The organism is Mycobacterium seoulense (assembly GCF_010731595.1).
Taxonomy (GTDB): domain Bacteria; phylum Actinomycetota; class Actinomycetes; order Mycobacteriales; family Mycobacteriaceae; genus Mycobacterium; species Mycobacterium seoulense.
Map to the genome: position 1 here is coordinate 2,496,500 of NZ_AP022582.1, position 25,020 is coordinate 2,521,519.

Consider the following 25,020-nt stretch of genomic DNA (forward strand, 5'->3'; position numbering starts at 1 on the left):
GGTGCCTGATACGCATTCGCAGAGCTTAGCGCCGAGCTACGTCAGCAGGAGGGCCAAAGGAGTTAGCGCGCCCAACTCCTTGTCAGCGCGCAGCGTTCATCCAGCAGCGCATCCGCATCCTCGATGGACGGCAGCGGCGCACCCCGCTCCCGAGCCGCACGACGGAGAGCCGCCACCAACCGCAGCTCGGCATCTATGGTCTCGAGGTCGCGGACGCGGGCTGGTGCGGCCTTTCGCCCGCCCACCGAGAGATCCTCGCGCCTCATTGCATCGGATTACCCGGCCATTGGCGTCTTAAGCACGTGCCGACCCCGAGGAGAGAAGGGCTTGTCGGCTGCACCGATGGCTCTTGGATGACGCGCGTTTTCGTGCGGCAGCGCTGCGGGTAACCAACCGGGGTGCGCGCGGAACCTGTACTTGCCGCAGCCGCGGTCGCGGTGGCCGTTGCCGCATGCGTATGTCCCACCGGTTCGGCGGACCCCACGTCCGACAACCCACCGTTCCCGATCGGACAGATGGGCGTGCCCGTGCACGCGCGGGCGGCCAACGGCGCCACCGCCGACATCACGGTCAACAGTGCAACGTGGTTACCGCCGGGGTGCGCGTCTCACTTTGCGGCTCCGACGTATGGCTCCGCATGCAACGTGGTGGAACTGACTATCACCGCGACGTCCCACCGGTTCTTCCAATTCGACCGGGACTACGTATTCGCCGGATACGGCGGCGGCAATCAGCCATGGACCCATCCCGACGACGCGCCCCGACCGGCAACGTTGGCGGTCGACTACCAGAGGCTCGACAAGATGCCCCCACTGCAATCGGGCGGCCTCCAGGACGGGCAGACCGCACATGGATTCGTCGGCTTCGCCATGCCGACGGGAGGCGACCTGTACATCACGATCAACGATCCCGCGCAACCCGCTCCCTACACCGAAGCGGGCTGGATCGTCCACACCTGACGCCGCCACCGCAGCGGTGCCCGCACGGTCTTGCTCCGGGCGCAATTTTGGGCGGTGCGCCCGGGTCACGATGTGTCAGCATTGGGACGTGGAAGCACGCCAGTTTCGTCGCTTGTTGGGCGCTGCGGTGGTGATGGCTTGCGCGACGCTGCTGAGCGCACCGATCCTCATGGCCCCCGCGTCCGCTGCCCCCTGCCCTGACGTCGAGGTGACGTTCGCCCGGGGCACCAACGAGCCAGCTGGTATTGGTGGGGTCGGGCAGGCCTTCGTCGATTCGCTGCGGTCGCAGGTTGGCGGCCGGTCGCTCGGGGTGTATGCCGTCAACTACCCGGCGACTGAAGATTGGCCCCCGTCCGCATCCGCCGGCGCCAGCGATGCCAACGCTCACGTTCGATCCATGGTCGCGAACTGCCCCAACACCAAGCTGGTGCTCGGCGGATATTCCCAAGGCGCGATGGTCATAGATCTGATCACCATCGCCCGAGCGTCGATTGCGGGCTTTAACGCCGCGACGCTATCGGCAGACGAGGCGGATCACGTTGCCGCCGTGGCCGTCTTCGGAAATATGACGGACCGAATTGTGGGCCCGATGAACGAGGCCAGTCCCTGGTATGGGGCCAAGGCCATTGACTTGTGTGCGCCCGGTGACCCGATTTGCTCACCGGGCGGTGGCCTGTCGTTGCCGACGCATGACGAAATGTTCTCGGCGGCGCATCTGTCCTATGAGCACTCCGGAATGCCCAGTCAGGCCGCGACTTTCGTGGCGAGCCATCTCTAACCCACGCGTCGGAGACAACTCGCTCGACGTCGGTTGGTGTTCGACAGCTCGGGCTAACGGGCGATTCTCGCCAGTTCGTGTGCCACCGCGTCGAATGCGCGCAGCGTGTCCAGCATGTGCGGCTCGTGAGAGTGTGCCTGGGCCGACAGCTTGGCGGCGACCAGCTCGGCGGCGCGGTTGACGTAGATCATCTGGCCGCACATGCCCAGGCACAACACCACGTCGTTCCCCGGATACGGGAACCACATCTGGTTGCGGTACATCCCGCCGGGCAGGTCGGTGTCGTGGTCGGGGCTGGCGGCGAACGCTTCGCGAGAGTCGGGGCCGCCGTCGAGGGTGTCGGCGATCCACGCCGCCGGCACTACCTGCTCGCCGGTCAGCGAGGCACCGTCGCGCAAGAACAGCGACCCGAACCGGATCATGTCGGTCAGGCACGCGCTGATGCCGCCATCGAAAAACCCGGTGCCGGCGGGATCGACCCCGATGGTGGCGTCGCTCTGGGCGCCGATGCGGCTCCACAGCAATTCGGACATCAATTCGGGCATCCGCTCGCCGCCGGCGACCTCGCAGATCCAGCCGAGTACGTCGGTTTCGCACGAGCGATATTCGAACGGCCCGCCGTGAGCCGCCTTCCGCCGCAGCGTCAGCAGGAAGTCACGCAGGGTTGGGGGCGCGTCCGGATCCCTCCTGGGCGCCCAGCCCATCGCCTGGTCGAGGCGGTGTATCTCGGCGGCCGGATCGTCGTAGTTTTCCGAAAACGCGATGCCCGACCTCATGTCCAGCAGGTGGCGCACCGTCGCGCCGGCGTATCCGCAATTCGCCAGGGCGGGAACGAAACTCGTGACCGGGGCGTCAAGCGCGATCGCACCGGCTGCGTGCAGCACGCCGACGACGGCCCCCACCATCGACTTGCTCACCGAGAACAGCAGGTGCCGGGTCTCGGCCGCCATGCCGTCCAGGTACTGCTCGGCCACCATCGAGCCGCGGTGGGCGACGGCCCACCCGTCGGTAACGGTGGCGGCCATTACCGCGCCGACGCTGGTGAGCATCCCGTCGGTGTTGGTCACCGCGATATCCGCGAGAGGACCGGCAGCCGGGGGAATCGCCGCGACCGGCCCGGTACCGCGGGGGATCACCGCGGTCGGCACGACGTCTTCGACATGCTGGAACGACCACCTCGCATAGGGCGGCGACAGCCAGTTGTCCAAGGAGATGCCGGCCGGGCGGCTCACGCTCGTGCGACGAGTCGCGAGACGATCGGCGCGGCGGGCGTCAGGGGCGTTGAGGTGAACTTCGCCTTCATACCCTTGACCCAGCGCTGGCATCGCTCGCTCAGCTGATAGTCGTCCGTCTGCAGGTGTGAACGAGTGACGAGCACGCCGAGTTGGGCGCCCTCGGACCGTAAGTCGCCAGGCGCGGCGACTCGCATGTAGAAAGCCTCGGACCCGTCGAGCAGCGTGGCCCAGTCGTTGGCGGTCCGCGAAAAGGAAACCCGGCCGTCGTCGTCGATGCGCCAGACACCGGTGCGTGGCGTCGCGGTGAAGATCTCGATATCCGGCGACGTCTCGGTGAGGATCACCTGGCCCCAGACCTCGTCCTCGCCATAGCCCCGCTCCCAGCGCGAGTTGATCTCGTCGATGTCGAGCTCGTACTCCACGTCCATGTACTCGAGCAGGTGAAAGAGGAACAGCGGCATGTCGGCGTAGGCCTCGGTGGTCAGGTTCGTCATCGGGCTGGCGCCGCTCAGCCGCGGGTTCACCTCGCCGAGGTAGAGCTCGTCGGAGTCGAGGTCATGCAGAAGGTCCACCTCGAAGTAGCCGAGGTAACCCTCGCGGCGCATGACGTCGCCCAGCTTTGTCACCATTTCTCGGGCGGCGCGCGTCTGGGCGGGCGGCAGCACCTCGTGCCAGATGTCATTGCCACACCAGCTGCCCCGGCTCGGCGTCAGCTCCGAATAACCGACGAGACTCGTCATCGCGGGGCCGACGACGGTGCCGTGGCGGGTCACGGCACCCTCGAGGCACACCTCGACGTTGCGGATCCGCTTCATAACCTTGAGGTCCTGCCCGACCAGGTCACCGGCGTGCTGGTCCCAGTCGCGCTGACCGTGGACAAAGAACGTCCCGCTGCCGGCGTTGCCATAAGCGATCGAGATGACGAGATCGTCCCCCAAGCCGGCGTCTTGTGCGAGCGCCAGCAATTCGTCGTAGGAACCGGCCCGCCCGATCGTGTTGGGCACACTGGGCACCCCCGCCTCGTCGGCCAGGCGCGTCATGACGATCTTGGAGCCCAGCCGATTGCGCAGCTCGATCGGCGGGTGCATGACCTCGAGACCTGCCGACCGCGCGAGGGCCTGGATTTCCTCGTTCATCATCACAAAGCAGCACTTGCCGCCGGGGCCTTTACCCGCGATGAACTCGAGCGTCTCGGGATCGGACAGCAGGTGGCTGCAGACCTCGTCCATGGAGTCAAAATCACGGCGGTCGCGTCGCCGGGGCACGAAAACGCGCGAGTGTGTGCCCTCGAAAGAGTCAAAGTAGGTCAGGTAGAAGAAGTTTCGTATCCAGCGGTCAACACCCAGCAGGTTGAACGGGGTCGGCGAGATGAAGTACAGCGGCACCTTGTTTGTGTGGAAGAACGCGCGTACGTCCGAGAGGCCGTTCAGCACCCGACCCGGCTCAGGCCCACCCATGTTCACGCAACCCGCGCCGGAGACAGGGGCGCCGCACCCAGCGCGTCGGCAATGCAATCACATACGTTCATCCCACAAGTGTGGACCCGGATGGCCTGCGGCACTCGCTTAACCGAGTTCCTTCATGAACTCTTTCGCCAAAGGTCCGGCGGAGGCCGGGTTCTGACCCGTGAAGAGATTGCGGTCTTTCACCGTGTAGGGCTTCCAGATTTCGCCGCGGGAGAAGTCGACGCCCATCTTCACCAGTTCGTCCTCGGCGGTCCACCGGGCCTTCTCACGGAGCCCCACGGCATCCTCTTCGTCGTTGGTGTAGGCCGTGACTTTGTAGCCGGCGAACGGCGAGACCCCGTTTCGCCGGGTGGCCATCATGGCGACCGGCGCGTGACAGACGATGGCCAGTGGCTTGCCGGAGGCGAGCGCCGCGGTGAGCAGCCGGCCCGAGTCGGCGTCCTGCCACAGGTCCTCCATCGGGCCGTGCCCGCCCGGGTAGTAGACGGCGTCATAGTCCTCGAGGCGGGCGTCGGCCAATTCGATCGGGCGGCGCAATTCCTCGGCGGATCGCAGGATGTCCTCTAGTTCCCGCGCGATCTCCTCGCTACCGGCCATCGACGGACGCAGACTCATCACATCGACATGCGGGACAACCCCTTTCGGGGTGGCGACGACGACCTGGTGACCGGCGTCGGTGAGCTCGCGGTACGGCGCCGCGAACTCCTCGGCCCAATAGCCAGTCGGATGCCTCGTGCCGTCCTTGAGTGTCCAATAACTTGCGCCGGTCACTACGAACAGAACCTTTGCCATCGCCCAAGCTTCACCCATCTCGTCTGGGCGTGCAATAGCTCGGCCTCGCCTTCGCCCCGGAGCGTCGTAGACACGCGGTGTGAATGGTTCTTAACACGCGCTGTTGTCCCCAAGGCTTGCCTATTAGACCGTTGGGGAACCACAATTGGCGTGTCGCGCGAGCAGATGACGCTTGCAGGGGGATTATGACTTAGGGCGTCTCTATTCGAGGGGTGGTCGATGATGACGTCGAACGACTGGCAACCGGTGGTGCGAGTTGGGGAACCAAAGTTCGTAGCCGGCCTTGGGAACAGGATCAAAGTTGAGGTCAAGACACGGGGCTGGCTAAGCCGAGACTGGCGCGGCTACTTCGGTTCGCAGGTATCGCAGCAACGGCTCGATGCCCGGTACTCCTCCTATCCCTGTTGGGATGAGGTCCAGCGCATCGAAGGCACCTGCGCCCTCGATGAAGCCGAGCGCTACATCGAAATGCTCGATGCCGCAATCCATTACGCGAACACGAGGGTGCGCCACGACGCGTTGCCGGCCACCGTGCTCCAGGAAACGCAGCGCGACCAACGTGCGTGCGCGGTCCGACGGCGTCAAGCGGCGCTCGACCAGCTCGCCAAGAAGTTGGCACGACCCGAATTCGGGTGCGAGCAAAATCCCGGAGATCGCGACGTAACGCATGGCGATGCCGTCGCCCTCGAGTTTGACCGCAGCGCCCGTTGACTCGCTGAATTCTAGGCCTGTAATTAGCGGTCGTGCGCGCGCACGCTTACTCCGGATGAATGCCTGAGCGCTCTCACGGGCGTCGGCTCAAGCGCCTAAGCGCTCACACATTCGCAGGTACACCACCATTGTTTGGGAAATGCCTTAGTCGCCGGCAAGAGCGGCGGTTGCCGACTGCGCGAAACTCGCGAGCACGCGCGCAGTACCCTTACCCTGCCCCGGAATCACAGCTGACGGCACACGAATCGTGCGTCGCCCGGACCCGCCAACCCCCAAGCCACGGAGGTACCCGATGGCCCAGTCAGACCCCGTCTTGTTCACTGTCGACAAGCGCGTCGCACTGATCACCGTCAACGACCCCGACCGGCGCAACGCGGTCACCGCCGGGATGTCGGCGCTTCTGCGCGCCGCCGTCGAGCGGGCCGAGGCCGATCCCGACGTACACGCCGTGGTGATCACCGGTGCCGGCAAGGCCTTTTGCGCCGGCGCGGATCTGAGCGCACTCGGCGCCGCTGGCGGCGACAAAGCCGAGACGGGTCTGCAACAGCTCTACGACGGCTTCATGGCCGTCGGCAGTTGCCGGCTGCCCACCATCGCCGCGGTCAACGGCGCGGCGGTCGGCGCGGGTCTGAATCTCGCGCTGGCGGCCGACGTGCGCATCGCCGGGCCGGCGGCGTTGTTCGACGCCCGATTCCAGAAGCTCGGGCTACACCCCGGCGGCGGTGCGACGTGGATGCTGCAGCGCGCGGTGGGACCCCAGGTCGCCCGCGCGGCACTGCTCTTCGGCATGCGCTTCGACGCCGAAGCCGCCGTCCACCACGGCCTGGCGCTCTGCGCCGCCGACGACCCGGTCGCCGCGGCGCTGGAGCTGGCGGCCGGGCCCGCGGCCGCCCCACGCGAGGTCGTGCTGGCGACGAAGGCAACCATGCGCGCCACGGTCAGCCCGGGATCGTTGGATCACGAACAACACGTGTTCGCCATGCGCACGGAGCTCGGCCCGCAGGCCTACTCCATCCAGTCGCCGGAGTTTGCTCAGCGATTGGCCGCAGCGCAACGCCGCTAGTGCCAGCATGGCTTAGCAGGTTGGGATCGGTAGCGCAGCGTCCGTCGTGTGCTTGCGGGGAAGACGCCACCGACTGGCGCATGAGCAAAGGACATGCAGCGTGCACATCACCCGTACCCTCACCCGCATCGTCGCCGGGGCCCTCCTGTCCAGCGGCCTCGCCACGGCCGGATTCGCGCTGGTTGCCGGCACCGCCCACGCCCAGCCGGGGCCCGCGCCGCAGGTGTACTGGTGCCCGAATCAGCCGTGGAACCCGGCATGGGGTGAGAACAAGTATTGGAATCAGTGCTGGGACACCGACAACCCGCCGTCGTACCCGCCCCCGCCTCCCTTTCGCCAGCCGAACTTCAACTGCGGCCTGTTCTGGTGCCCCGTACCGCCGCACAGCTGAGCCGAACCGGTCAGAGGTCGAGCAGCGCTGTCGCGGGTGACTCGATCAAATCCCTCAGCTCGGTGACGAACCCGGCCGCCTGGGCGCCGTCGGCGACGCGGTGGTCGAACACGCAGGTGAGCGCCATCGTCGGGCGCACCACGACCTGATCACCGACGGCCATCGGACGCGGTTTGATGGCGCCCATCCCCAGGATGGCCGCTTCGGGATGGTTGATCACCGGCTCGCCGTCGTCGGCGCCCAGCGCCCCGAAGTTCGACACGGTGAAGGTGGAGCCGCGCAGCTCCGCCGGCGTGAGCGTGCCCTCCCGCGCACCGGTGATCAATTCCGCTGCGCGGCTTGCCAACTCGCGGGTCGTCTTGTCGTGCGCGTCGGTGATCACCGGGACCAGCAGCCCGCGTGGGGTGGCCACTCCGAATCCGAGGTGCACCCGATGTTCGACGCGAACCCGCGGGCCCTCGGGCGAGTCAATCCATGTTGAGTTGAGAATCTCGTTGTGGCGCAGCGCAATGACCAGTAGCCGCATCGTCAGGACGAACGGCGTCATCTTCTGATCCGCCGACGCACGGTCCGATAGCCGCATCAGTTCGGTGCAGTCGACGGTGACGCCGACTTTCGCGGCCGGGATCTCCCGGTGCGACAACGTCATCTTCTCGGCCATTCGGGCCTGCACGCCGCGGACCGGTCGGTAATCGGCGCCCTTGTGGTCGGCTGCCGCCAGCACGTCGGCGCGGGTGATGATGCTGTCGGGGTCGCGTTGCAGTGAACGCAGGTCGACCCTCAGGTCCTTGGCCAACTTGCGCACCGGGGGGGCGGCGAGCGGGCGGCTGGTCCGCCGGCTGGCGTCGATGCCGGCGTCCGCGCCATAGCCGACGAGCGTGGGAACCTCCCCGGCGGTCGCGGGTGCGTCGCCGTTGAGCGGTGCGGTGTCGATGCGGACCAGCACCGCGCCCACGGCGAGCACATCGCCTTCGCCGCCGTGCGTTTCGACGATCCGCCCCGCGTAGGGGCTGGGCAGCTCCACCTCCGCCTTGGCGGTCTCCACCGAGCACAGCACCTGGTTGAGCTCGACGTCGTCCCCCGCGGCGACGTTCCAGTGCGTCACGGTCACTTCCTGCAATCCTTCGCCCAGATCGGGAACCCGGAAGGACTTCACCCGCTCGTCGGCGCTCACGGCTGCCCCAACGCCCGCTCGACACAGTCCAGCAGCCGGTCGGGGCCCGGCAGCCACGATCGTTCCAGCCGCGCCGGCGGATACGGGGTGTCGAATCCGCAGGCGCGTAACACCGGCGCCTCCAACTCGTAGAACATCTCCTCTTGGATCCGGGCGGCCAACCCGGCGCCGTATCCCAGGCTGCGCGGCCCCTCGTGCATCACCACGCAGCGGCCGGTCCGATGAATGGACGCCGCCAAAGTATCGAAGTCCAACGGGACCAGTGACCGCAGGTCGATGACCTCCAGACTCCAACCATGTTGCCGCTGAGCCTCTTCCGCGGCGCCGACCGCGGTGCCGACCAGGCTGCCGTAGGTCACGACCGTCACGTCGGAGCCGGGCCGGCGCACCATCGCCCGCCCGATCGGCGGCTCGGGCCGCTCGGTGTCGACCGTTCCGCGGACCTGATAACGGCGCTTCGGCTCGAGGTACATCACCGGGTCCGGGCAGGCGATCGCGTGGCGAAGCAGCCAGTACGCGTCGGCGGGGCTGGACGGAACCACCACCTTCAGGCCTGCGGTATGCGCCCAATACGACTCGGTGGAATCCGAATGATGCTCGGCCGCACCGATCCCACCGAAAGACGGGATACGCACCGTCACCGGCATGTTGACCTCGCCGCGGGTGCGGGTGCGGTACTTCGCCAGGTGGCTGACCACCTGATCGAAAGCGGGATAGGAGAACCCGTCGAATTGAATCTCCGGCACCGGCACGAATCCGCGCAACGCCAGCCCCACCGCGATACCGATGATGGCGGATTCGGCCAGCGGGGTATCGAAACAGCGCTTCTCGCCGAATATTTCGGCCAGCCCTTCGGTGACCCGGAACACCCCGCCCTCGACCGAGACGTCCTCGCCGAACACCAGTACCCGGTCGTCGGCGGCCATCGCATCACGCAAGCTTCGGTTGAGGGCCTGCACCATGGTCAGCGACTGCGTACCGAGCCCGGTGTTTTCCGTTGCCGCGGGCGGTGTTTCGGCGGGACCGGCCGGACGATCGGCGAGCTGAGTCATTCACGCCTCCTCGTCGAGGCGGTCGAGCTCGGACCGCAACTGGTCGCGCTGCGCCTGCAAACCCGGCGTCATCTCGGCGTATACCGTGGTGAACACCTCGTCGATGTCGAAATCGGGCGCACCGAACACGGCGTCGCGTAACTCGGCGCGCATCCGCGTCGAGCGGGCAGCGACGCGGTCCTCCAAGCGGTTCGACCACAGGCCCTGCCCCTGCAGGTAGGTGCGGTAGCGCGGGATCGGGTCGAGCGCCGCCCAGCGGTCCACCTCCTCCTGGGTCCGGTAGCGGCTGGGATCATCCGAGGTCGTGTGCGGGCCGAGCCGGTAGGTGATCGCCTCGATCAGGGTCGGTCCACCACCGGCCCTGGCGCGGGCCGCGGCCTCGGCCATCACCGCGTAGCAGGCCAGCACGTCGTTGCCGTCCACCCGGATCCCCGGCATGCCGTAGCCGATCGCCTTGTGGGCGATGGACGGTGCCTTGGTCTGTTTGTGGACCGGCACCGAGATCGCCCACTGATTGTTCTGCACGAAGAACACACACGGCGCGGCGAACACGGCCGCGAAGTTCAGCGCCTCGTGCACGTCCCCCACGCTGGTGGCGCCGTCGCCGAGGAAGGTGACCGTCACCGAATCCTCGCCGAGCCGTTGGGCGGCCATCGCCGCCCCGACGGCGTGCAGGGTCTGGGTGCCGATCGGAATCGAGGTGGGCGCGCAGCACTTCTTGGTGAATTCCAGTCCGCCATGCCAGGTTCCGCGCCACACCGCACCGACGTGGCCGGGCGGGATGCCGCGCACCAGATACGCGCCGAGCTCGCGGTACTGCGGAAACAGCCAGTCGGTCTTGCGCAGGCATGCCGTCGCGCCCACCTGGGCGGCCTCCTGACCGCGGCAGGACGCGAACAACGCCAATTCGCCCTGGCGCTTGAGGTTGACGAACTCGGTGTCCAGCTCCCGGGTGATCACCATCATCTCGTAGAGCCAGCACAGTGTTTCCTCGGGAAGGTCGCGGCTGTAGCGGAACTCGGGCGTCGGCGTGCCGTCCGCGGCGACGAGTCGTACCGGCTCGAGGTCGACGGTCATCGGCAGTTGAGGCACGTTCGCCATACCGTCTCCCTACTTCGGTGCCGCAGGGGTCACAGCAAGTGCTCAACCGGGACCCACCGCGAGCCGAAGTCGATCGCCAGCTCCACGAAAGACTCCGCTCGCCGCGACACTGGCGTACCACCCATTATGCGCTCGAATGCGAAGAGACCGCGCTGATCGCGAACGTGTCGCGCCCGCCGGCCAGGCGGTTCCTGCGGGTTTGAAGGCTCACCCGGCGTCGGGCTGCCCCGCCCTGCGCACCAGCATCTCGGCGTGCTTGAGCACCGGGGAGTCCACCATCTGTCCCTCGAACGCGAAAACGCCGCGCTCGGACCGCGCGGCGGCCAATACCCTTCGCGCCCAGTCGACTTTCTCCTCGCTGGGGCGGTAGGCGTCGCGCACCACCGGGATCTGGGTCGGGTGGATGCAGACCGTCCCGTGGAAACCCACCGCGACGGCGTCGTAGGCCTCCGCCCGTAAGCCCTCGATGTCGCGGATGTCCAAATGCACGGCGTCCAGCGCGATCCGGCCGAAGGTGGACGCCGCCAGCAGGACCGTCGACCGTACGTGGCGGGCGACGTCGCGATAGGTGCCGTCGGCCAGCCGGCTGGAGCTGCCGCCCAGCGTGGCGACCAGGTCCTCGGCGCCCCACATCATTGCGACGGTCCCCTCGGCGGCGGCGATCTCGGTGGTGAACACCGCCCCGCGGGGTGTCTCGATCAACGCGATGACGTCGCGCGGTGCCAGCGCGGACACCTGCGCGGCCGACTCGGTCTTGGAGAGCATCACGGTCGTGTACGGCGTCTCGGCGAGGGCGTCCAGGTCGCGGGCGTGCTCCTCGGTGCCGGAAGCGTTGACCCGCACCACGGTGCGCGCGGGGTCCAGTGGGTTCTCCCGCAGCGCTTTACGGGCGGCGGCCTTGTCGGATTCGGCCACCCCGTCCTCGAGGTCGAGGATCACCACGTCGGCGGCGGCGGCGGCCTTGGCGAAACGTTCGGGACGGTCGGCCGGGCAGAACAGCCAACCCGGGCCGGCGGCTCGCAGGTTCACTTGGCCTCCTCGCTCGGGCGCTTCTGGACCAGGGTGGTGCGCACGGCGCGCGCGACGACGTCGCCATGCTGGTTGCGCCCGGTGTGCTCGAGGGTGACGATCCCTTCCCCGGGCCTGCTCTTCGACTCGCGCTTGCCGGTGCACACCGTCTCCGCGTACAGGGTGTCGCCGTGAAATACCGGCTTGGGGAACGACACCTCGGAGAAGCCCAGGTTGGCGACGATGGTGCCCAGCGTCAGCTGCGAGACGGACAGCCCCACCAGCGTGGACAGCGTGAACATCGAGTTGACCAACCGCTCGCCCCGAAAGCCGGGCTGGTCGGCGGCCCACGCCGCGTCCAGGTGCAACGACTGGGTGTTCATCGTCAGCGTGGTGAACAAGACGTTGTCGGCCTCGGTGACGGTGCGGCCCGGCCGGTGTAGGTACGTCGTGCCGATCTCGAACTCCTCGAACCACAAGCCCCGCTGGATGATCGACTTGCCTTCGGTCATGCGCGCCGCTCCTCCTCATCGCTCCGCTCTGCATCGTCGCCGGCGCGGGTCATGACAGCCCCAGCGACCGCGCGATGAGCATCAGTTGCACCTCGGTGGTCCCCTCGCCGATCTCGAGGATCTTGCTGTCGCGGTAGTGACGCGCCACCGGGTACTCGTTCATGAACCCGTACCCGCCGTGGATCTGGGTCGCGTCGCGGGCGTTGTCCATGGCGGCCTCGGAGGAGATCATCTTCGCGATCGCCGCCTCCTTCTTGAAAGGCTTGCCCGCCAACATCTTCGCGGCGGCCTCGTAGTACGCGGTGCGCGCCACGTAGGCTCGTGCCTCCATCCGCGCGATCTTGAAGCTGATCGCCTGGTATGAGCCGATGGGCTGGCCGAACGACTGGCGTTCCTTGGCGTACTTGACGCTCTCGTCGACGCACCCCTGGGCCACCCCGGTCGCCAGGGCGGCAATCGCGATGCGACCCTCGTCCAGGATGGACAGGAAGTTCGCGTAACCGGTGCCGCGGGCGCCCAACAGGTTTTCCTCCGGGACGCGGGTGTCGGCGAAGGTCAGCGGGTGGGTGTCCGACGCGTTCCACCCGACCTTGTTGTAGACCGGTTCGACAGTGAAACCCGGTGTGCCGCTGGGCACGATGATCGTCGAGATCTCCTTCTTGTCACCCGCGAGGGTCCCGGTGACCGCGGTGACGGTGACCAGCGAGGTGATGTCGGTGCCGGAGTTGGTGATGAATTGCTTGGTGCCGTTGATCACCCACTCGCCGCCGTCGAGGCGGGCGGTGGTGCGGGTGGCGCCCGCGTCGGAGCCGGCACCCGGTTCGGTGAGCCCGAAGCCGGCCAGCGCCCGGCCGGCGGTCAGGTCCGGCAGCCACTTCTGTTTCTGCTCCTCGGTGCCGAACCGGTAGATCGGCATCGCGCCGAGGCCGACGCCGGCCTCCAGGGTGATCGCCACCGACTGGTCGACCTTGCCGAGCTCCTCGAGGGCCAGCGCCAGCGCGAAGTAGTCGCCGCCCATCCCGCCGTACTCCTCGGGGAAGGGCAGCCCGAACAACCCCATCTCGCCCATCTTGGCGACGACTTCGTACGGGAAGCTGTGCTCCTCATCGTGTTTCGCCGAGACCGGCGCGACCACCGCGCGCGCGAACTCGGCCACCGTGTCGCGGAGGTCTTGGTATTCCTTGGGAAGCGTTCCCGCGGTAATGGATGTCGTCATGTCTCGTCCTTACTCGAATCGACTGCTGTGTCGGGCTCTTCGGGGACCAGCCGGGCCAGCACCTGGTCGACGGTGACCTGATCGCCGACGGACACCAACAGCTCCACGCGTCCCGAAACCGGCGCGGAGAGTGAGTGTTCCATCTTCATCGCCTCGACGACCACCACCACGTCGCCCTCGGATACCTCGGTGCCGGAGGCGGCCTGGACCGCGATCACGCTGCCGGGCATGGGGCTGAGGATCTCGGCCTGCTGCGCGCCGCCGGCGCGGTGGATCTTGTGTTCCTCTGCCTCGCGCAGATGCCAGGCGCCCCGCTCGTCGGCGATCCACAGGTGCCGGTCGGCCTCCGCCCACCGGTATTCGCGGCGCACGCCGTCCAACGTGACGTCCATGCGGGCGCCGTCGACGTGCACGCTCGCCGGATGGATCTCGCCCGCGCCCACCTGTACCCGGGCGCCCGTGGGTGCGCCCCACACCGACACGGTGTCGCTGCGCAGCGGGGTCTGCATCTCGGTGCGCACCGGCGCCGGCGCACCCCCGACCCGCCACCCGGTCGGCACGGCCCACGGGTCACCCGCGGCCCGACGGTCCAGGGCCCACTGGCGGTAGAGGCCGCCGGCGGCGAGCACGTCGTCGGGCGCCGGTAGCGGTGTAAAGTCCGCCACCCGCTCGTCGAGCAGCGCCGTGTCCAGGTCGCCGGCGCGCACGCGCTCGTCGGCCAGCAGGAACCGGAGGAATTCGACGTTGGTCTGCACCCCCAGGATGGCGGTCCGCGCCAGCGCCGCATCGAGTTTCGCCAGCGCCTCGTCGCGATCCTCCCCGTGGGCGATCACCTTGCTGAGCATCGGGTCGTAATCGCTGCCGACCAGCGTGCCCGCGAGCAACGACGAGTCGACGCGGACGCCGGCGCCGGAGGGTTCGGCGACGTCCAGCACCCGGCCGCCGGTGGGCAGGAATCCCCGCGCGGGATCCTCGGCGTAGACCCGGGCCTCGATCGCGTGCCCGCGCAATTCGACGTCGTCCTGGGCGAATCCGAGCTTCTCTCCGGCCGCCACCCGGAGCTGCCATTCGACCAGGTCCAGGCCGGTAATCGCCTCGGTGACCGGGTGTTCCACCTGCAGCCGGGTGTTCATCTCCATGAAAAAGAACTCGTCGGGCCGGTCGGCGGAGACGATGAACTCCACCGTGCCCGCGCCGACGTAGTCGACGCTGCGGGCGGTGTTGCACGCCGCCGCCCCGATGCGGGCGCGGGTCTGCGGGTCGAGCAACGGCGAGGGCGCCTCCTCGATCACCTTTTGGTGGCGCCGCTGCAGGCTGCATTCGCGCTCGCCGAGGTGCACCACGTTGCCGTGGGTGTCGGCGAGCACCTGCACTTCGATGTGCCTGGGCCGCAAGACGAATCGCTCGATGAACAGGGTGTCGTCGCCGAACGACGAGGCGGCCTCCCGGCGGGCGCCGAGCAGGGCGTCGCGCAGCCGGCTCGGGTCGTCGACCAGGCGCATGCCTTTGCCGCCGCCACCGGCCGACGGTTTGATGAGTACCGGATAGCCGACCTCTTCGGCGGCCGCGACCAGCTCGTCGTCGCTCAGTCCCGGCTTGGCCACCCCCGGCACCACCGGGACGTCGAAGGCGGCGACCGCGTTCTTGGCGGTGATCTTGTCGCCCATCACCTGGATCGCCCGAGCCGGCGGGCCCAGGAACACCACCCCGGCGCGCTCGCAGGCCGCAGCGAATTCGGCGTTCTCGGAAAGGAATCCGTAGCCGGGGTGGATGGCCTGCGCCCCGGTCCGCGCCGCGGCGTCGAGCACCTTGCCGATGTCGAGGTAGCTCTCGCGGGCCGCGGCGGGCCCGAGGCGCACGGCGGTGTCGGCCTCCTGGACATGGCGGGCGTCGGCGTCGGGATCGCTGTACACCGCGACCGAGCGGATACCCAGCCGGCGCAGCGTGCGCATCACCCGCACCGCGATCTCGCCGCGGTTGGCCACCAAGACGGTTTCGAACATCGTCATCACATCCGGAAGACGCCGTAGGAGACCGGCTCCAGCGGGGCGTGAGCACATACCGAAAGGGCCAGCCCGACAACCGTTCTGGTGTCGGCCGGATCGATGATGCCGTCGTCCCACAGGCGCGCGGTCGAATAGTACGGGTTGCCCTGGTCCTCATATTGCGCGCGGATCGGCGCCTTGAAGGCCTCTTCTTCGTCGGGTGACCAGGGTTTGCCCGACGCGGTGAGCTGCTCACCACGCACCGTGGCCAGCACCGAGGCGGCCTGCTCGCCACCCATGACCGAGATGCGGGCATTGGGCCACATCCACAAAAAGCGTGGCGAGTACGCCCGTCCGCACATCGAATAGTTGCCCGCGCCATAGGATCCGCCGATCACGACGGTCAGCTTGGGCACCCGCGCGCAGGCCACGGCGGTCACCATCTTGGCGCCGTGCTTGGCGATGCCGCCGGCCTCGTAGTCGCGTCCCACCATGAACCCGGCGATGTTCTGCAGGAACAGCAGGGGGATCTTGCGTTTGTCGCAGAGCTCGATGAAATGCGCCCCTTTGAGGGCGGATTCGCTGAACAGGACGCCGTTGTTGGCGACGATCCCGACCGGGTGGCCGTGGATGCGGGCGAAGGCGGTCACCAGCGTCTTGCCGTAATTGGTTTTGAACTCGCTGAATTCGCCGCCATCGACCAGCCGCACGATCACCTCGTGCACGTCGTAGGGCACCCGGGGGTCCGGCGGAACCACGTCGTAGAGCTCGGTCTGCGGGTGTTTGGGCTCGCGGACGGGCCGGACCTCCCACTGGCTGGGCTCGCGCGGGCCGAAGGTGGCCGCGATGTCACGCACGATGCGTAGCGCGTGCTCGTCGTCGTCGGCGAGGTGGTCGGTGACACCGGAGACCCGCGAATGCAGGTCGCCGCCGCCGAGGTCCTCGGCCGACACGATCTCGCCGGTGGCGGCCTTCACCAGGGGCGGACCCCCGAGAAAGATCGTGCCCTGCTCGCGGACGATGACGGCCTCGTCGCTCATGGCCGGCACGTAGGCGCCGCCCGCCGTGCACGAACCGAGCACGGCGGCCACTTGCGGGATCTCCTTGGCGCTCATGGTCGCCTGGTTGTAGAAGATCCGGCCGAAGTGCTCACGGTCGGGAAACACCTCGTCTTGACGCGGCAGGAAGGCGCCGCCGGAGTCCACCAGGTAGATGCAGGGCAGGCGGTTCTGCAGCGCGACCTCCTGTGCGCGCAGATGCTTCTTGACGGTCATCGGGTAGTAGGTGCCACCCTTGACCGTGGCGTCGTTGGCGACGATCACGCACTCGCGCCCGGCCACCCGGCCGATCCCGGTGATGATCCCGGCCCCCGGGGATTCGTCGTCGTACATGCCGTTGGCGGCCAGCGGGGCCAGCTCCAAGAACGGGCTGCCCGGGTCGAGCAGTCGATCCACCCGCTCGCGCGGCAGCAGCTTGCCGCGGCTGACGTGACGTTCGCGCGCGCGCTCGTTGCCGCCCAGTGCCGCGGCCGCCAGCTTGGCGTTCAACTCGGCGACCAGCCGGCGGTGTTCGTCGGCGAACGATGGCGCGGTCATCACAGCTGAACTCACGAATGCCTCCCGGTTGTCGCCAGCACGAGCGGCGGTTCGGTCTTGTCGAGCACCTCGTCGGCCGAGACGCCCGGGGCGGTCTCGACCAAGTGCAAACCGTCGTCGCGGACATCGATGACGGCCAGGTCGGTGATGATGCGGTCGACGCAGCCCACACCGGTCAGCGGGAGACTGCAGCGCGCAACGATTTTCGGGCTGCCGTCACGCGCGGTGTGCTCCATCATCGCGATCACCTTACGGGCGCCGTGGACCAGATCCATCGCACCGCCCATGCCTTTCACCATCTTTCCGGGAATCATCCAGTTGGCCAGGTCACCGGTCGCCGAGACCTGCATCGCGCCGAGCACGGCCACGTCGAGGTGTCCGCCACGAATGATCCCGAACGAGGTCGAGGAACCGAAGAACGCCGCGCCCGGCATGGTGGTGACCGTCTCCTTGCCCGCGTTGATCAGATCCGCGTCGGCGTCGCCGGGGCGGGGATACGGTCCCACGCCCAGGATGCCGTTTTCCGAATGCACGACCACGGTGACACCGGCCGGGATGTGGTTGGGCACGAGCGTCGGCATGCCGATGCCGAGGTTGACGTATTGGCCGTCCTCGAACTCGGCGGCCACCCGCGCGGCCAAACCCTCTCTACTCCACGGCATCAGGCGCCACTGCTCCTCATCGCTCCATCCCCCGCAAGCGGGCGGTGCCCCCACGGCATCGTCGTGACGCAGGCATTACCGCACCGTCATCTTCTCGATCGGCTTGACGGGGTCGGGCACGTGGACCACCCGCTGCACGAAGACACCCGGGGTGTGCACCGCCGCGGGGTCGATCTCTCCCGGCTCAACGAGGTGTTCCACCTCGGCGATCGTGATCCTGCCGGCCTGCGCGCAGTCGGGGTTGAAGTTGGCGGCCGCCCGATGGTAGACGAGGTTGCCATGCCGGTCGCCCTTCCAGGCGTGCACCAGGGCGAAGTCCGTGCGAATCGCGCGTTCCAGAACGTAGGTGACACCGTCGAACTCGCGGGTCTCCTTGGGCGGCGACAAAACCGCCACCGCGCCGGACGCGTCGTAGCGCCACGGCAGCCCACCGTCGGCGACGGCGGTCCCCACCCCCGCCGCGGTGTAGAAGGCCGGGATTCCCATCCCGCCGGCGCGCAGCCGCTCCGCCAGCGTGCCCTGCGGGGTGAGCTCCACTTCGAGCTCACCGGCGAGGAACTGGCGGGCGAACTCCCGGTTGTCTCCGACGTAGGAGGCGACGGCCCGGCGAATTCGCTTGTGCTCCAAGAGGTGAACCAGCCCGACACCGTTTCCGCCGCAATTGTTGGACACCGTCTCCAGGTCACGCACCCCGGTGGCCACCAGCGCGACGATCAACGCCTCGGGGATGCCGCAGAACCCGAAACCTCCGACCGCCAGGGACGACCCGTCGGTTATGTCGGCAACCGCCTCGGCGGCCGTCGCCACCACCTTGTCCATCGCCGCAGCAGCCTCCTTGCCGTCGGGCGGTGTTTTGAGTTAATGCTCATTAACTCGTCGCTGAAGAATACCATCGCCGGTCCCACCGGTCCAGGGACGACGGCGCCGGGCCGCGGCCGCCCGTTGCAGCAGGTTAATCGTGAATAACTCGTGCTAAGTTAGTGACGATTAACCAACTGGACGGGGGTTTGTCATGACAACGTCCACCGCCGACGGCCAGCCCGGCCCCGCGGATGCCCCGAAACGTCGCAGCCAGTTGAAATCCGACCGGCGGCTGCAGCTGCTGTCGGCCGCCGAGCGGCTGTTCGCCGAGCGCGGCTTCCTGGCCGTGCGGCTGGAAGACATCGGCGCCGCGGCCGGCGTCAGCGGACCGGCGATCTACCGGCACTTCCCCAACAAGGAGTCGCTGCTGGTCGAATTGCTGGTGGGCATCAGCGCGCGACTGCTCGCCGGCGCCCGCGACGTGCGGGCCCGCCACTCCGACGCGGCCGCGGCGCTGGACGGACTGATCGACTTTCACCTCGACTTCGCACTCGGCGAACCGGATCTGATCCGCATCCAGGACCGCGACCTCGCGCACCTCCCCGAGGCGGCCGAGAAGCAGGTCCGCAAAGCGCAACGCCAATACGTCGAGGTGTGGGTCGGCGTGCTGCGCGAGCTGAACCCCGACCTGGCCGAGGCCGATGCCCGGCTGACCGCCCACGCGGTATTCGGGCTGCTGAACTCGACGCCGCACAGCATGAAATCCCCCGACACGTCGCGCAGCAAGCCCGCCCGCGCCGCGCGGTCCCGCGCCGTCATGCGGGCGATGACGGTCGCCGCGCTCACGGCCGGCAACGAGTGCCCCTGAGTCCCCGCTGTGAGGTGATTCGCCGTTCGGGCTCGCGGCGCAGGTACTCTGCAATCCATGAGGTGGACATGAACGATTCACGTCCCACCGACCGGTTCAGTACCTCCGTGCCAGGGTCGGCGCCGGAGGGCCCGTGGTACCCGCCACCCGCTGACCCGGCATACGCCGATCAGGCGCCGTACGTGCCCGCCTATGGCGGGCAGGCTCCGCCGTGGGCGCCCACCATGAACGACACCAACACGACGAGACAGCTGCCGGCGTACTGGCAGCACGAGCTGCCGCCGTCGGGCCAACTGCCCCAGGGCTCGGCTCCCCCGCCACCCGGCGGCCCCAAACCACCCCCGCGATGGCTCTGGATCCTCGCCGGCGCGGCCGTGCTCTTGGTGGTTGCCCTGGTCATCGCCCTGGTGCTGGTGAACGACGCCATCAAGACTCAGACCGCCGTCCCGCCGCTGCCCGCCATGCCGGAGACCACTCCGACCATGCCGAGCCCCTCGACGCGCACATCCCAGCCGCGCATCCCGGCCCCGGTGCCGCCGACCGGCGGCTCGCCGACGCCCACGGAGTCGCCCGGGCCGGCGGCGATGCAAGACATCGTCTACAGCGTGGCCGGCGACGGCCGCGCGATCAGCATCATGTACATCGACACCGGGGACCTCATCCAAACCGAATTCAACGTCGCGCTGCCCTGGAGTAAAGAGGTCAGCCTGGCCAAGACGGCCGTGCACCCCGCCAACGTCACCATCGTCAACATCGGTCACAACGTCACCTGCTCGGTCACCGTCGACGGCGTCCAGATGAGCAAGCGCGTCGGCGTGGGCCTGACGATCTGCGACGCCAGGGGCTGAGCGCCTACGACGGTTCGGCCGCGAGGGCGCCGCGCGCCGGAACCCGAACCGCCAGCATGGCGAGCAGCCCGGCGATCAGCACCAGCGAGATGCCGCCGAGGCCGGCGCGCACGGCGCCGAATACGTCCACGAATACCGAGAACAGCCACGGCGCGACGAACGCCACCGCGCGCCCGGTCATCGTGTACAGGCCGAACGCGACACCTTCCCTGCCGTGCTTGGCCATCTGCAGCAGCAGGGCGCGCGAGGACGACTGCGACGGCCCGATGAACATGCACAGCAGCAGCCCGCAGATCCAGAAGGCGACCGAACCGGACAGCAGCATCAGGGTGAGTCCCAGGACCACGATCGCGGCCAGCGACCCCACGATGACGGGTTTCGACCCGATCCGGTGATCGACGAACCCACCCAACACCGCTCCCACCGCAGCCACCACGCTGGCCACGACACCGAAGATGAGCACGTCGCCCTGCGAGATGCCGTACACGTTGACCCCGAGCACGGCGCCGAAGGCAAAGATCGCCGCCAGCCCATCCCGGAAGAGCGCGCTCGCGAACAGGAAGTAGACCAGGTTGCGGTCGCGCCGCCATTCGGCGGAGACCTCGGTCCACAGCTTGCGGTAGCCGCCGAGCATGCTCGTCGGCTCGTGCACCTCGGCCGAGTCGGGGAGCCGGTGCGCGACGAAAAGTAGTGGCAGAGCAAGGATCGCCAGCCATGCCGCGGCGACCAGCATCGCCTCCCGGACGTAGAGGCCGTCGTGCAGCGGCGCCCGCAGCAGCCCGCGCGTCGCATCCGGCCCGGAACCCTTCCCGGAAATGAATCCGGTGTAGACCACGAGCAGGAGCAGGACGCTGCCGACGTAGCCGGCCGCCCAGCCCAATCCGGAAATCCGGCCGGCGGTCTGCGGGGTCGAAAGTTGGCGCAGCATAGCGTTATACGGGACGCTGGCCAGATCGCCGCAGGCCGCTGTGGCTCCCATCAGCGCCAGCCCGGCCCACAGGTAGCCGGGGCGGTCGTGGATGAAGAACATCCCGCACGTCAGCGCGACGGCCAGGGCAGTCAAGACGCTGAGGGCGACCCGCCTGCGATGCGGGGACTCCACCCAGACGCCGACGGCCGGCGCCAGCAGCGCGACGGTCAGCCCGGCGATGGCCGCGGCGCGCCCCAACCAGCTCGCCGGGGTGGTGCCGCCGGAGATGCCCACCCCCACGCTGCTGGTCAGGTACACGGAGAAGACGAAGGTCGCCACGATCGCGTTCAGGCCGGTGGAGCCGCAGTCCCACAGCGCCCACGCCACCACCCGGGATGGCACGGGCGTGAGCGAACGCGACGACGGCTGGCCCATGCCGGGCACTCTATTTGTTGGGCAGCCGACCCGCCGCGCCCGGCTCCGCCGCGCTCGCGATCGCTGCGATGTGTTGGGCAGCCGACCCGCCGCGCCCGGCTCCGCCGCCGCGGCTGTCTACGATTGGCTCATGCCGATCCCCGCTCCCAGCCCGGACGCGCGCGCCGTCGTCACCGGGGCTTCGCAAAACATCGGTGAAGCCCTGGCCACCGAACTGGCCGCGCGCGGCCACAGCCTGATCGTCACCGCGCGGCGCGAAGACCTGCTCAACGCGCTGGCCGCCCGCCTGAGCGACAAGTACCGTGTCGCGGTCGACGTGCGACCCGCCGACCTGGCCGATCCCGGGGAACGGGCGAAACTGTGCGACGAACTGGCCGCCCGACCCATCTCGATCCTGTGCGCCAACGCGGGTACCGCGACCTTCGGCCCGGTGGCGACGCTGGACCCAGCGGTCGAAAAGGCCCAGCTGCAACTGAATGTGCTGGGCGTGCATGACCTTACGCTGGCGGTGCTGCCCGGCATGGTCGAACGCCGGGCCGGCGGCATCCTGATTTCCGGCTCCGCCGCGGGCAATTCGCCGATTCCCTACAACGCGACCTATGCGGCCACCAAGGCGTTCGCGAACACCTTCAGCGAATCGCTGCGCGGCGAACTGCGCCACTCGGGCGTGCACGTCACCCTGCTGGCGCCGGGACCGGTGCGCACCGATCTGCCCGACGACGCCGAACGGTCGCTGGTGGAGCGACTGGTGCCCGACTTCCTGTGGATCTCCACCGAGCACACCGCCCAGCTGTCGCTGGATGCGTTGGCGCGCAACAAGATGCGGGTCGTCCCGGGCCTGACGTCCAAGGCGATGTCGGTGGCCAGCGGATACGCCCCCCGCGCTATCGTCGCGCCGATCGTAGGCAGCTTCTACAAGAAGCTCGGCGGCGGCTAGCCGTTATTTGCGGCGCCGCCGGCCGCTGCCGAACAAGTTTTTCGTGATTTCGCGTATCGCCGTGTTGATGCCGCTTTTCACGGTGGGGTTGTTCAGCACTTCCTCCCACTTCGCGGGCCCCTGTGGCTCCGCGGGTTGCGGCATCGGCGGAGGCGGCTCGTTCGGCGGAACCGGCGGATAGTCGGACTGGGCCTGCGGCGTGGGCGCGGGCTCGGCTTGTCCGTCGCGGGGGACGGCCTGCGGCTGCGCCGATCGTTGAACCGTTTGGCCGTACTTGCCTTGCAGCGGACTGTCTTTCGCGGCCTGCGCGATCGCGTCGGTGCCGATCGAGGCCATCAGCGACCGCGGCACCCGCATGCGGGTCCACGCGACGGGCGTGGGTGCGCCGTTCTCGGACAGCACCGTGACGACCGCCTCACCGATGCCCAGCGAGGTCAACGCCGATTCCAGGTCGTAGACATCGGTTTTCGGGTACGTCCGCACCGTCTTGCTCAACGCCTGCTGATCGTCGGGGGTGAATGCCCGCAACGCGTGCTGGATTCGGGCACCCAGCTGGGAAAGCACGTCGTTGGGCAGGTCGGTGGGCAACTGCGTGCAGAAGAACACCCCGACGCCCTTGGAACGAATCAGCTTGACGGTTTGCTCGACCTGCTCGAGGAACGCTTTCGATGCGTCGGCGAACAACAGGTGCGCCTCGTCGAAGAAGAAGACCAGCTTCGGTTTGTCGACGTCACCGACTTCGGGCAGCACCGCGAACAAATCGGCGAGCACCCACATCAGGAACGTGGAGAAGATGACCGGACGCAGCGACTGACCGCTGAACTCGAGCAGGGAAATGATGCCGTGCCCTTGGCCATCGACGCGCAGCAGATCCTGGGGATCGAGCTTCGGCTCGCCGAAAAACGTATCTCCGCCCTCGGCAGCGAGATTCACCAGCGCCCGCAGGATCACGCCGGCCGTCGTCGACGACACCCCGCCCAGGTCTTTCAGATCGGCCTTGCCCTCGTCGCTTGCCAGGTGGCTGATGACGCCGCGCAGATCGTCCAGGGTGACCAGCGGCCGGTTGGCGTCCTTGGCCCAGTGGAAGATCAGACCCAGCGTCGACTCTTGAGTAGCGTTGAGCCCCAACACCTTCGACAGCAGAACCGGACCGAAGCTGGCCACCGTCGCGCGCACCGGCACACCCACTCCCCCGGTGCCCAGCGACAAGAACTCGACCGGGAATCCGGTCGCCGCCCAGTCGTCGCCCGTGTCTTTGGCTCGCGCGGCGGTCTTGTCGTTGGCCTCGCCCGGCCGGGCCAGACCCGAGAGGTCGCCCTTGACGTCGGCCATCATCACCGCAACGCCCGCCGCGCTGAGTTGTTCGGCGATCAGCTGCAGCGTCTTGGTCTTGCCGGTTCCGGTCGCACCGGCCACCAGACCGTGGCGGTTGATCGTGGCCAGCGGGATGCGAATCTGCGCCGTCGGGTCGGCTACCCCGTCGACGACGACGGTGCCCAATTCGAGTGCCCGCCCGTCGACGGCGTAGCCGTTCGCGATCCGGCGCGCGGGCGTCTCCGCCGATTCGGTGCTCATCGTGCTGCGCCCCCGTTCCAGTGGTTCGGCATGCGGTCCGGCAACGCTCACACTACTTCTCCGGCGGAGTCGGGGGCGACGGGCGCCGTCAGCGGCACGTGGGCCTAGTCTGAGCGCTGTGCGTGACGAATTGGTGTGGATCGACTGCGAGATGACCGGGCTGGACCTCGGCTCGGACAAGTTGATCGAGATCGCGGCCCTGGTCACCGACGCCGATTTGAACGTTCTGGGCGACGGCGTCGACGTGGTGATCCACGCCGACGACGCGGCGCTGTCGTCGATGATCGACGTCGTCACCGAAATGCACACGCGTTCAGGGTTGATCGAAGAGGTGCGGGCGTCCACCGTCGACCTGGCGACCGCCGAGGCCATGGTGCTCGATTACGTCGGCAAGCACGTCAAGCAACCCAAGACGGCGCCGCTGGCGGGCAATTCCATCGCCACCGACCGCGCGTTCATCGCCCGCGACATGCCCGCGCTGGACTCGTTCCTGCACTACCGGATGATCGATGTGAGCTCGATCAAGGAGCTCTGCCGGCGCTGGTATCCGCGGATCTACTTCGGCCAGCCGGTCAAGGGGCTCACGCACCGGGCCCTGGCGGACATTCACGAATCCATTCGCGAGCTGCGCTTCTACCGCCGTACCGCCTTCGTCGCGCCGCCGGGGCCCTCTACCAGCGAGATCGAGGCCGTCGTCGCCGATCTGGACGGCGACGGCGACGCCCCGAACGAAATCGATTCGGCCGCCGAGCCACCGACCGGCTAGTATCGACGTCGCCGCTCGTTGGCCTCGAGGCCGGCCGGCGGCGATGGTGGCTGTAGTTCAGCTGGTAGAGCACCAGGTTGTGATCCTGGGTGTCGCGGGTTCGAGTCCCGTCAGCCACCCCGATAGGCGGGACGGCGCTTGCCGTTCCGGACCGCCCGCGAAGGCCCCGTTGTTGTGCTG

General features: G+C 68.1%; 23 protein-coding genes, 1 tRNA gene and 1 pseudogene. 10 read left to right on the forward strand and 15 right to left on the reverse strand.

Annotated elements, in window-relative coordinates:
- The first annotated feature begins 398 nt into the window (after positions 1-398).
- Positions 399-959, forward strand: coding sequence for a hypothetical protein (locus G6N37_RS11380; protein ID WP_163680083.1), 561 nt, complete (start codon positions 399-401; stop codon positions 957-959).
- A gap of 88 nt (positions 960-1,047) precedes the next feature.
- On the forward strand, positions 1,048-1,737 hold the full coding sequence (locus tag G6N37_RS11385; RefSeq protein WP_269475752.1) for a cutinase family protein: 690 nt from the start codon (positions 1,048-1,050) through the stop codon (positions 1,735-1,737).
- A gap of 53 nt (positions 1,738-1,790) precedes the next feature.
- Here the strand turns inward: G6N37_RS11385 and G6N37_RS11390 are convergent, their stop codons facing one another.
- The 3 genes from G6N37_RS11390 to G6N37_RS11400 form a co-directional block, all read right to left on the reverse strand.
- Complete coding sequence (locus G6N37_RS11390) at positions 1,791-2,969, reverse strand: serine hydrolase domain-containing protein (RefSeq protein WP_232075425.1); 1,179 nt, start codon at positions 2,967-2,969, stop codon at positions 1,791-1,793.
- A complete protein-coding gene (locus G6N37_RS11395; RefSeq protein ID WP_163680092.1) occupies positions 2,966-4,429 on the reverse strand; it encodes a biotin carboxylase in 1,464 nt (487 codons plus the stop codon). Before G6N37_RS11395 ends, G6N37_RS11390 begins: the two co-directional genes overlap by 4 nt.
- 108 nt (positions 4,430-4,537) lie before the next feature.
- A complete protein-coding gene (locus G6N37_RS11400; protein WP_163680095.1) occupies positions 4,538-5,230 on the reverse strand; it encodes a type 1 glutamine amidotransferase domain-containing protein in 693 nt (230 codons plus the stop codon).
- A gap of 222 nt (positions 5,231-5,452) precedes the next feature.
- Here G6N37_RS11400 and G6N37_RS11405 point away from each other — a divergent pair.
- From G6N37_RS11405 to G6N37_RS11415, 3 genes and pseudogenes are all read left to right on the forward strand, one after another.
- A pseudogene (locus tag G6N37_RS11405) lies at positions 5,453-5,857 on the forward strand (hypothetical protein); the annotation flags it as partial.
- Between the two features lie 376 nt (positions 5,858-6,233).
- A complete protein-coding gene (locus G6N37_RS11410) occupies positions 6,234-7,004 on the forward strand; it encodes an enoyl-CoA hydratase (protein ID WP_163680098.1) in 771 nt (256 codons plus the stop codon).
- A 100-nt stretch (positions 7,005-7,104) separates the two neighbouring features.
- Positions 7,105-7,395 carry a hypothetical protein gene (locus tag G6N37_RS11415; protein ID WP_163680101.1) on the forward strand — a complete coding sequence of 97 codons (291 nt, stop codon included), beginning with the start codon at positions 7,105-7,107 and terminating at the stop codon, positions 7,393-7,395.
- Between the two features lie 10 nt (positions 7,396-7,405).
- Here G6N37_RS11415 and G6N37_RS11420 read toward each other — a convergent pair whose 3' ends face one another.
- The 10 genes from G6N37_RS11420 to G6N37_RS11465 form a co-directional block, all read right to left on the reverse strand.
- Complete coding sequence (locus tag G6N37_RS11420; protein WP_163680104.1) at positions 7,406-8,569, reverse strand: dihydrolipoamide acetyltransferase family protein; 1,164 nt, start codon at positions 8,567-8,569, stop codon at positions 7,406-7,408.
- On the reverse strand, positions 8,566-9,621 hold the full coding sequence (bkdB, locus tag G6N37_RS11425) for a 3-methyl-2-oxobutanoate dehydrogenase subunit beta (RefSeq protein WP_163680107.1): 1,056 nt from the start codon (positions 9,619-9,621) through the stop codon (positions 8,566-8,568). The genes G6N37_RS11420 and bkdB overlap by 4 nt, the downstream gene beginning before the upstream one ends.
- On the reverse strand, positions 9,622-10,722 hold the full coding sequence (gene pdhA / locus G6N37_RS11430) for a pyruvate dehydrogenase (acetyl-transferring) E1 component subunit alpha (RefSeq protein WP_163680110.1): 1,101 nt from the start codon (positions 10,720-10,722) through the stop codon (positions 9,622-9,624).
- Positions 10,723-10,929: 207 nt separating this feature from the next.
- Positions 10,930-11,751: an HpcH/HpaI aldolase/citrate lyase family protein gene (locus G6N37_RS11435; RefSeq protein WP_163680113.1), complete on the reverse strand. Its 822-nt coding sequence runs from the start codon at positions 11,749-11,751 to the stop codon at positions 10,930-10,932.
- Positions 11,748-12,242 carry a MaoC family dehydratase gene (locus G6N37_RS11440; RefSeq protein WP_163680115.1) on the reverse strand — a complete coding sequence of 165 codons (495 nt, stop codon included), beginning with the start codon at positions 12,240-12,242 and terminating at the stop codon, positions 11,748-11,750. The genes G6N37_RS11435 and G6N37_RS11440 overlap by 4 nt, the downstream gene beginning before the upstream one ends.
- A gap of 49 nt (positions 12,243-12,291) precedes the next feature.
- Entirely contained in the window at positions 12,292-13,458 is a 1,167-nt protein-coding gene (locus tag G6N37_RS11445; protein WP_163680119.1) for an acyl-CoA dehydrogenase family protein, read from the reverse strand.
- Positions 13,455-15,461 carry an acetyl/propionyl/methylcrotonyl-CoA carboxylase subunit alpha gene (locus G6N37_RS11450; RefSeq protein WP_163680122.1) on the reverse strand — a complete coding sequence of 669 codons (2,007 nt, stop codon included), beginning with the start codon at positions 15,459-15,461 and terminating at the stop codon, positions 13,455-13,457. Before G6N37_RS11450 ends, G6N37_RS11445 begins: the two co-directional genes overlap by 4 nt.
- A 5-nt stretch (positions 15,462-15,466) precedes the next feature.
- Positions 15,467-17,038: a carboxyl transferase domain-containing protein gene (locus tag G6N37_RS11455; protein ID WP_163684927.1), complete on the reverse strand. Its 1,572-nt coding sequence runs from the start codon at positions 17,036-17,038 to the stop codon at positions 15,467-15,469.
- An 11-nt stretch (positions 17,039-17,049) separates the two neighbouring features.
- The gene (locus tag G6N37_RS11460) at positions 17,050-17,700 is read right to left on the reverse strand and encodes a CoA transferase subunit B (protein WP_163680125.1); all 651 of its coding nucleotides are present in this window, start codon (positions 17,698-17,700) and stop codon (positions 17,050-17,052) included.
- A gap of 75 nt (positions 17,701-17,775) precedes the next feature.
- Positions 17,776-18,519, reverse strand: coding sequence for a CoA transferase subunit A (locus G6N37_RS11465; protein WP_163680128.1), 744 nt, complete (start codon positions 18,517-18,519; stop codon positions 17,776-17,778).
- A 193-nt stretch (positions 18,520-18,712) separates the two neighbouring features.
- Here G6N37_RS11465 and G6N37_RS11470 point away from each other — a divergent pair, with 193 nt between their 5' ends.
- Together G6N37_RS11470 and G6N37_RS11475 are read left to right on the forward strand one after the other, a co-directional pair.
- The gene (locus tag G6N37_RS11470; protein ID WP_163680131.1) at positions 18,713-19,369 is read left to right on the forward strand and encodes an SACE_7040 family transcriptional regulator; all 657 of its coding nucleotides are present in this window, start codon (positions 18,713-18,715) and stop codon (positions 19,367-19,369) included.
- Between the two features lie 62 nt (positions 19,370-19,431).
- Positions 19,432-20,217 (forward strand): MmpS family transport accessory protein, encoded by a 786-nt coding sequence (locus tag G6N37_RS11475; RefSeq protein WP_163680133.1) that lies wholly within the window; start codon positions 19,432-19,434, stop codon positions 20,215-20,217.
- A gap of 4 nt (positions 20,218-20,221) precedes the next feature.
- On the opposite strand, the gene G6N37_RS11480 is transcribed toward G6N37_RS11475, so the two are convergent.
- The gene (locus G6N37_RS11480; RefSeq protein WP_163680137.1) at positions 20,222-21,562 is read right to left on the reverse strand and encodes an MFS transporter; all 1,341 of its coding nucleotides are present in this window, start codon (positions 21,560-21,562) and stop codon (positions 20,222-20,224) included.
- Between the two features lie 130 nt (positions 21,563-21,692).
- Here G6N37_RS11480 and cmrA point away from each other — a divergent pair, with 130 nt between their 5' ends.
- Positions 21,693-22,499 carry a mycolate reductase gene (gene cmrA, locus G6N37_RS11485; protein WP_163680144.1) on the forward strand — a complete coding sequence of 269 codons (807 nt, stop codon included), beginning with the start codon at positions 21,693-21,695 and terminating at the stop codon, positions 22,497-22,499.
- A gap of 3 nt (positions 22,500-22,502) precedes the next feature.
- Here the strand turns inward: cmrA and G6N37_RS11490 are convergent, their stop codons facing one another.
- Entirely contained in the window at positions 22,503-24,074 is a 1,572-nt protein-coding gene (locus tag G6N37_RS11490) for a helicase HerA-like domain-containing protein (RefSeq protein ID WP_163680149.1), read from the reverse strand.
- Between the two features lie 118 nt (positions 24,075-24,192).
- Between G6N37_RS11490 and orn the strand changes: the two genes are divergently transcribed.
- Complete coding sequence (gene orn / locus G6N37_RS11495; protein ID WP_163680152.1) at positions 24,193-24,840, forward strand: oligoribonuclease; 648 nt, start codon at positions 24,193-24,195, stop codon at positions 24,838-24,840.
- A 46-nt stretch (positions 24,841-24,886) separates the two neighbouring features.
- Positions 24,887-24,959 (forward strand) — tRNA-His (locus G6N37_RS11500).
- Positions 24,960-25,020 lie beyond the last annotated feature (61 nt).

Coding starts and splice junctions, on each gene's coding strand:
- G6N37_RS11410 (WP_163680098.1), top strand. CDS start 6,234: ATGGCCCAGTCAGACCCCGTCTTGTTCACTGTCGACAAGCGCGTCGCA.
- G6N37_RS11460 (WP_163680125.1), bottom strand. CDS start 17,700: ATGCCGTGGAGTAGAGAGGGTTTGGCCGCGCGGGTGGCCGCCGAGTTC.
- G6N37_RS11445 (WP_163680119.1), bottom strand. CDS start 13,458: ATGACGACATCCATTACCGCGGGAACGCTTCCCAAGGAATACCAAGAC.
- cmrA (WP_163680144.1), top strand. CDS start 21,693: ATGCCGATCCCCGCTCCCAGCCCGGACGCGCGCGCCGTCGTCACCGGG.
- G6N37_RS11490 (WP_163680149.1), bottom strand. CDS start 24,074: ATGAGCACCGAATCGGCGGAGACGCCCGCGCGCCGGATCGCGAACGGC.
- G6N37_RS11440 (WP_163680115.1), bottom strand. CDS start 12,242: ATGACCGAAGGCAAGTCGATCATCCAGCGGGGCTTGTGGTTCGAGGAG.
- G6N37_RS11480 (WP_163680137.1), bottom strand. CDS start 21,562: ATGGGCCAGCCGTCGTCGCGTTCGCTCACGCCCGTGCCATCCCGGGTG.
- G6N37_RS11450 (WP_163680122.1), bottom strand. CDS start 15,461: ATGTTCGAAACCGTCTTGGTGGCCAACCGCGGCGAGATCGCGGTGCGG.
- G6N37_RS11395 (WP_163680092.1), bottom strand. CDS start 4,429: ATGGGTGGGCCTGAGCCGGGTCGGGTGCTGAACGGCCTCTCGGACGTA.
- G6N37_RS11455 (WP_163684927.1), bottom strand. CDS start 17,038: ATGACCGCGCCATCGTTCGCCGACGAACACCGCCGGCTGGTCGCCGAG.
- pdhA (WP_163680110.1), bottom strand. CDS start 10,722: ATGGCGAACGTGCCTCAACTGCCGATGACCGTCGACCTCGAGCCGGTA.
- bkdB (WP_163680107.1), bottom strand. CDS start 9,621: ATGACTCAGCTCGCCGATCGTCCGGCCGGTCCCGCCGAAACACCGCCC.
- G6N37_RS11400 (WP_163680095.1), bottom strand. CDS start 5,230: ATGGCAAAGGTTCTGTTCGTAGTGACCGGCGCAAGTTATTGGACACTC.
- G6N37_RS11470 (WP_163680131.1), top strand. CDS start 18,713: ATGACAACGTCCACCGCCGACGGCCAGCCCGGCCCCGCGGATGCCCCG.
- G6N37_RS11465 (WP_163680128.1), bottom strand. CDS start 18,519: ATGGACAAGGTGGTGGCGACGGCCGCCGAGGCGGTTGCCGACATAACC.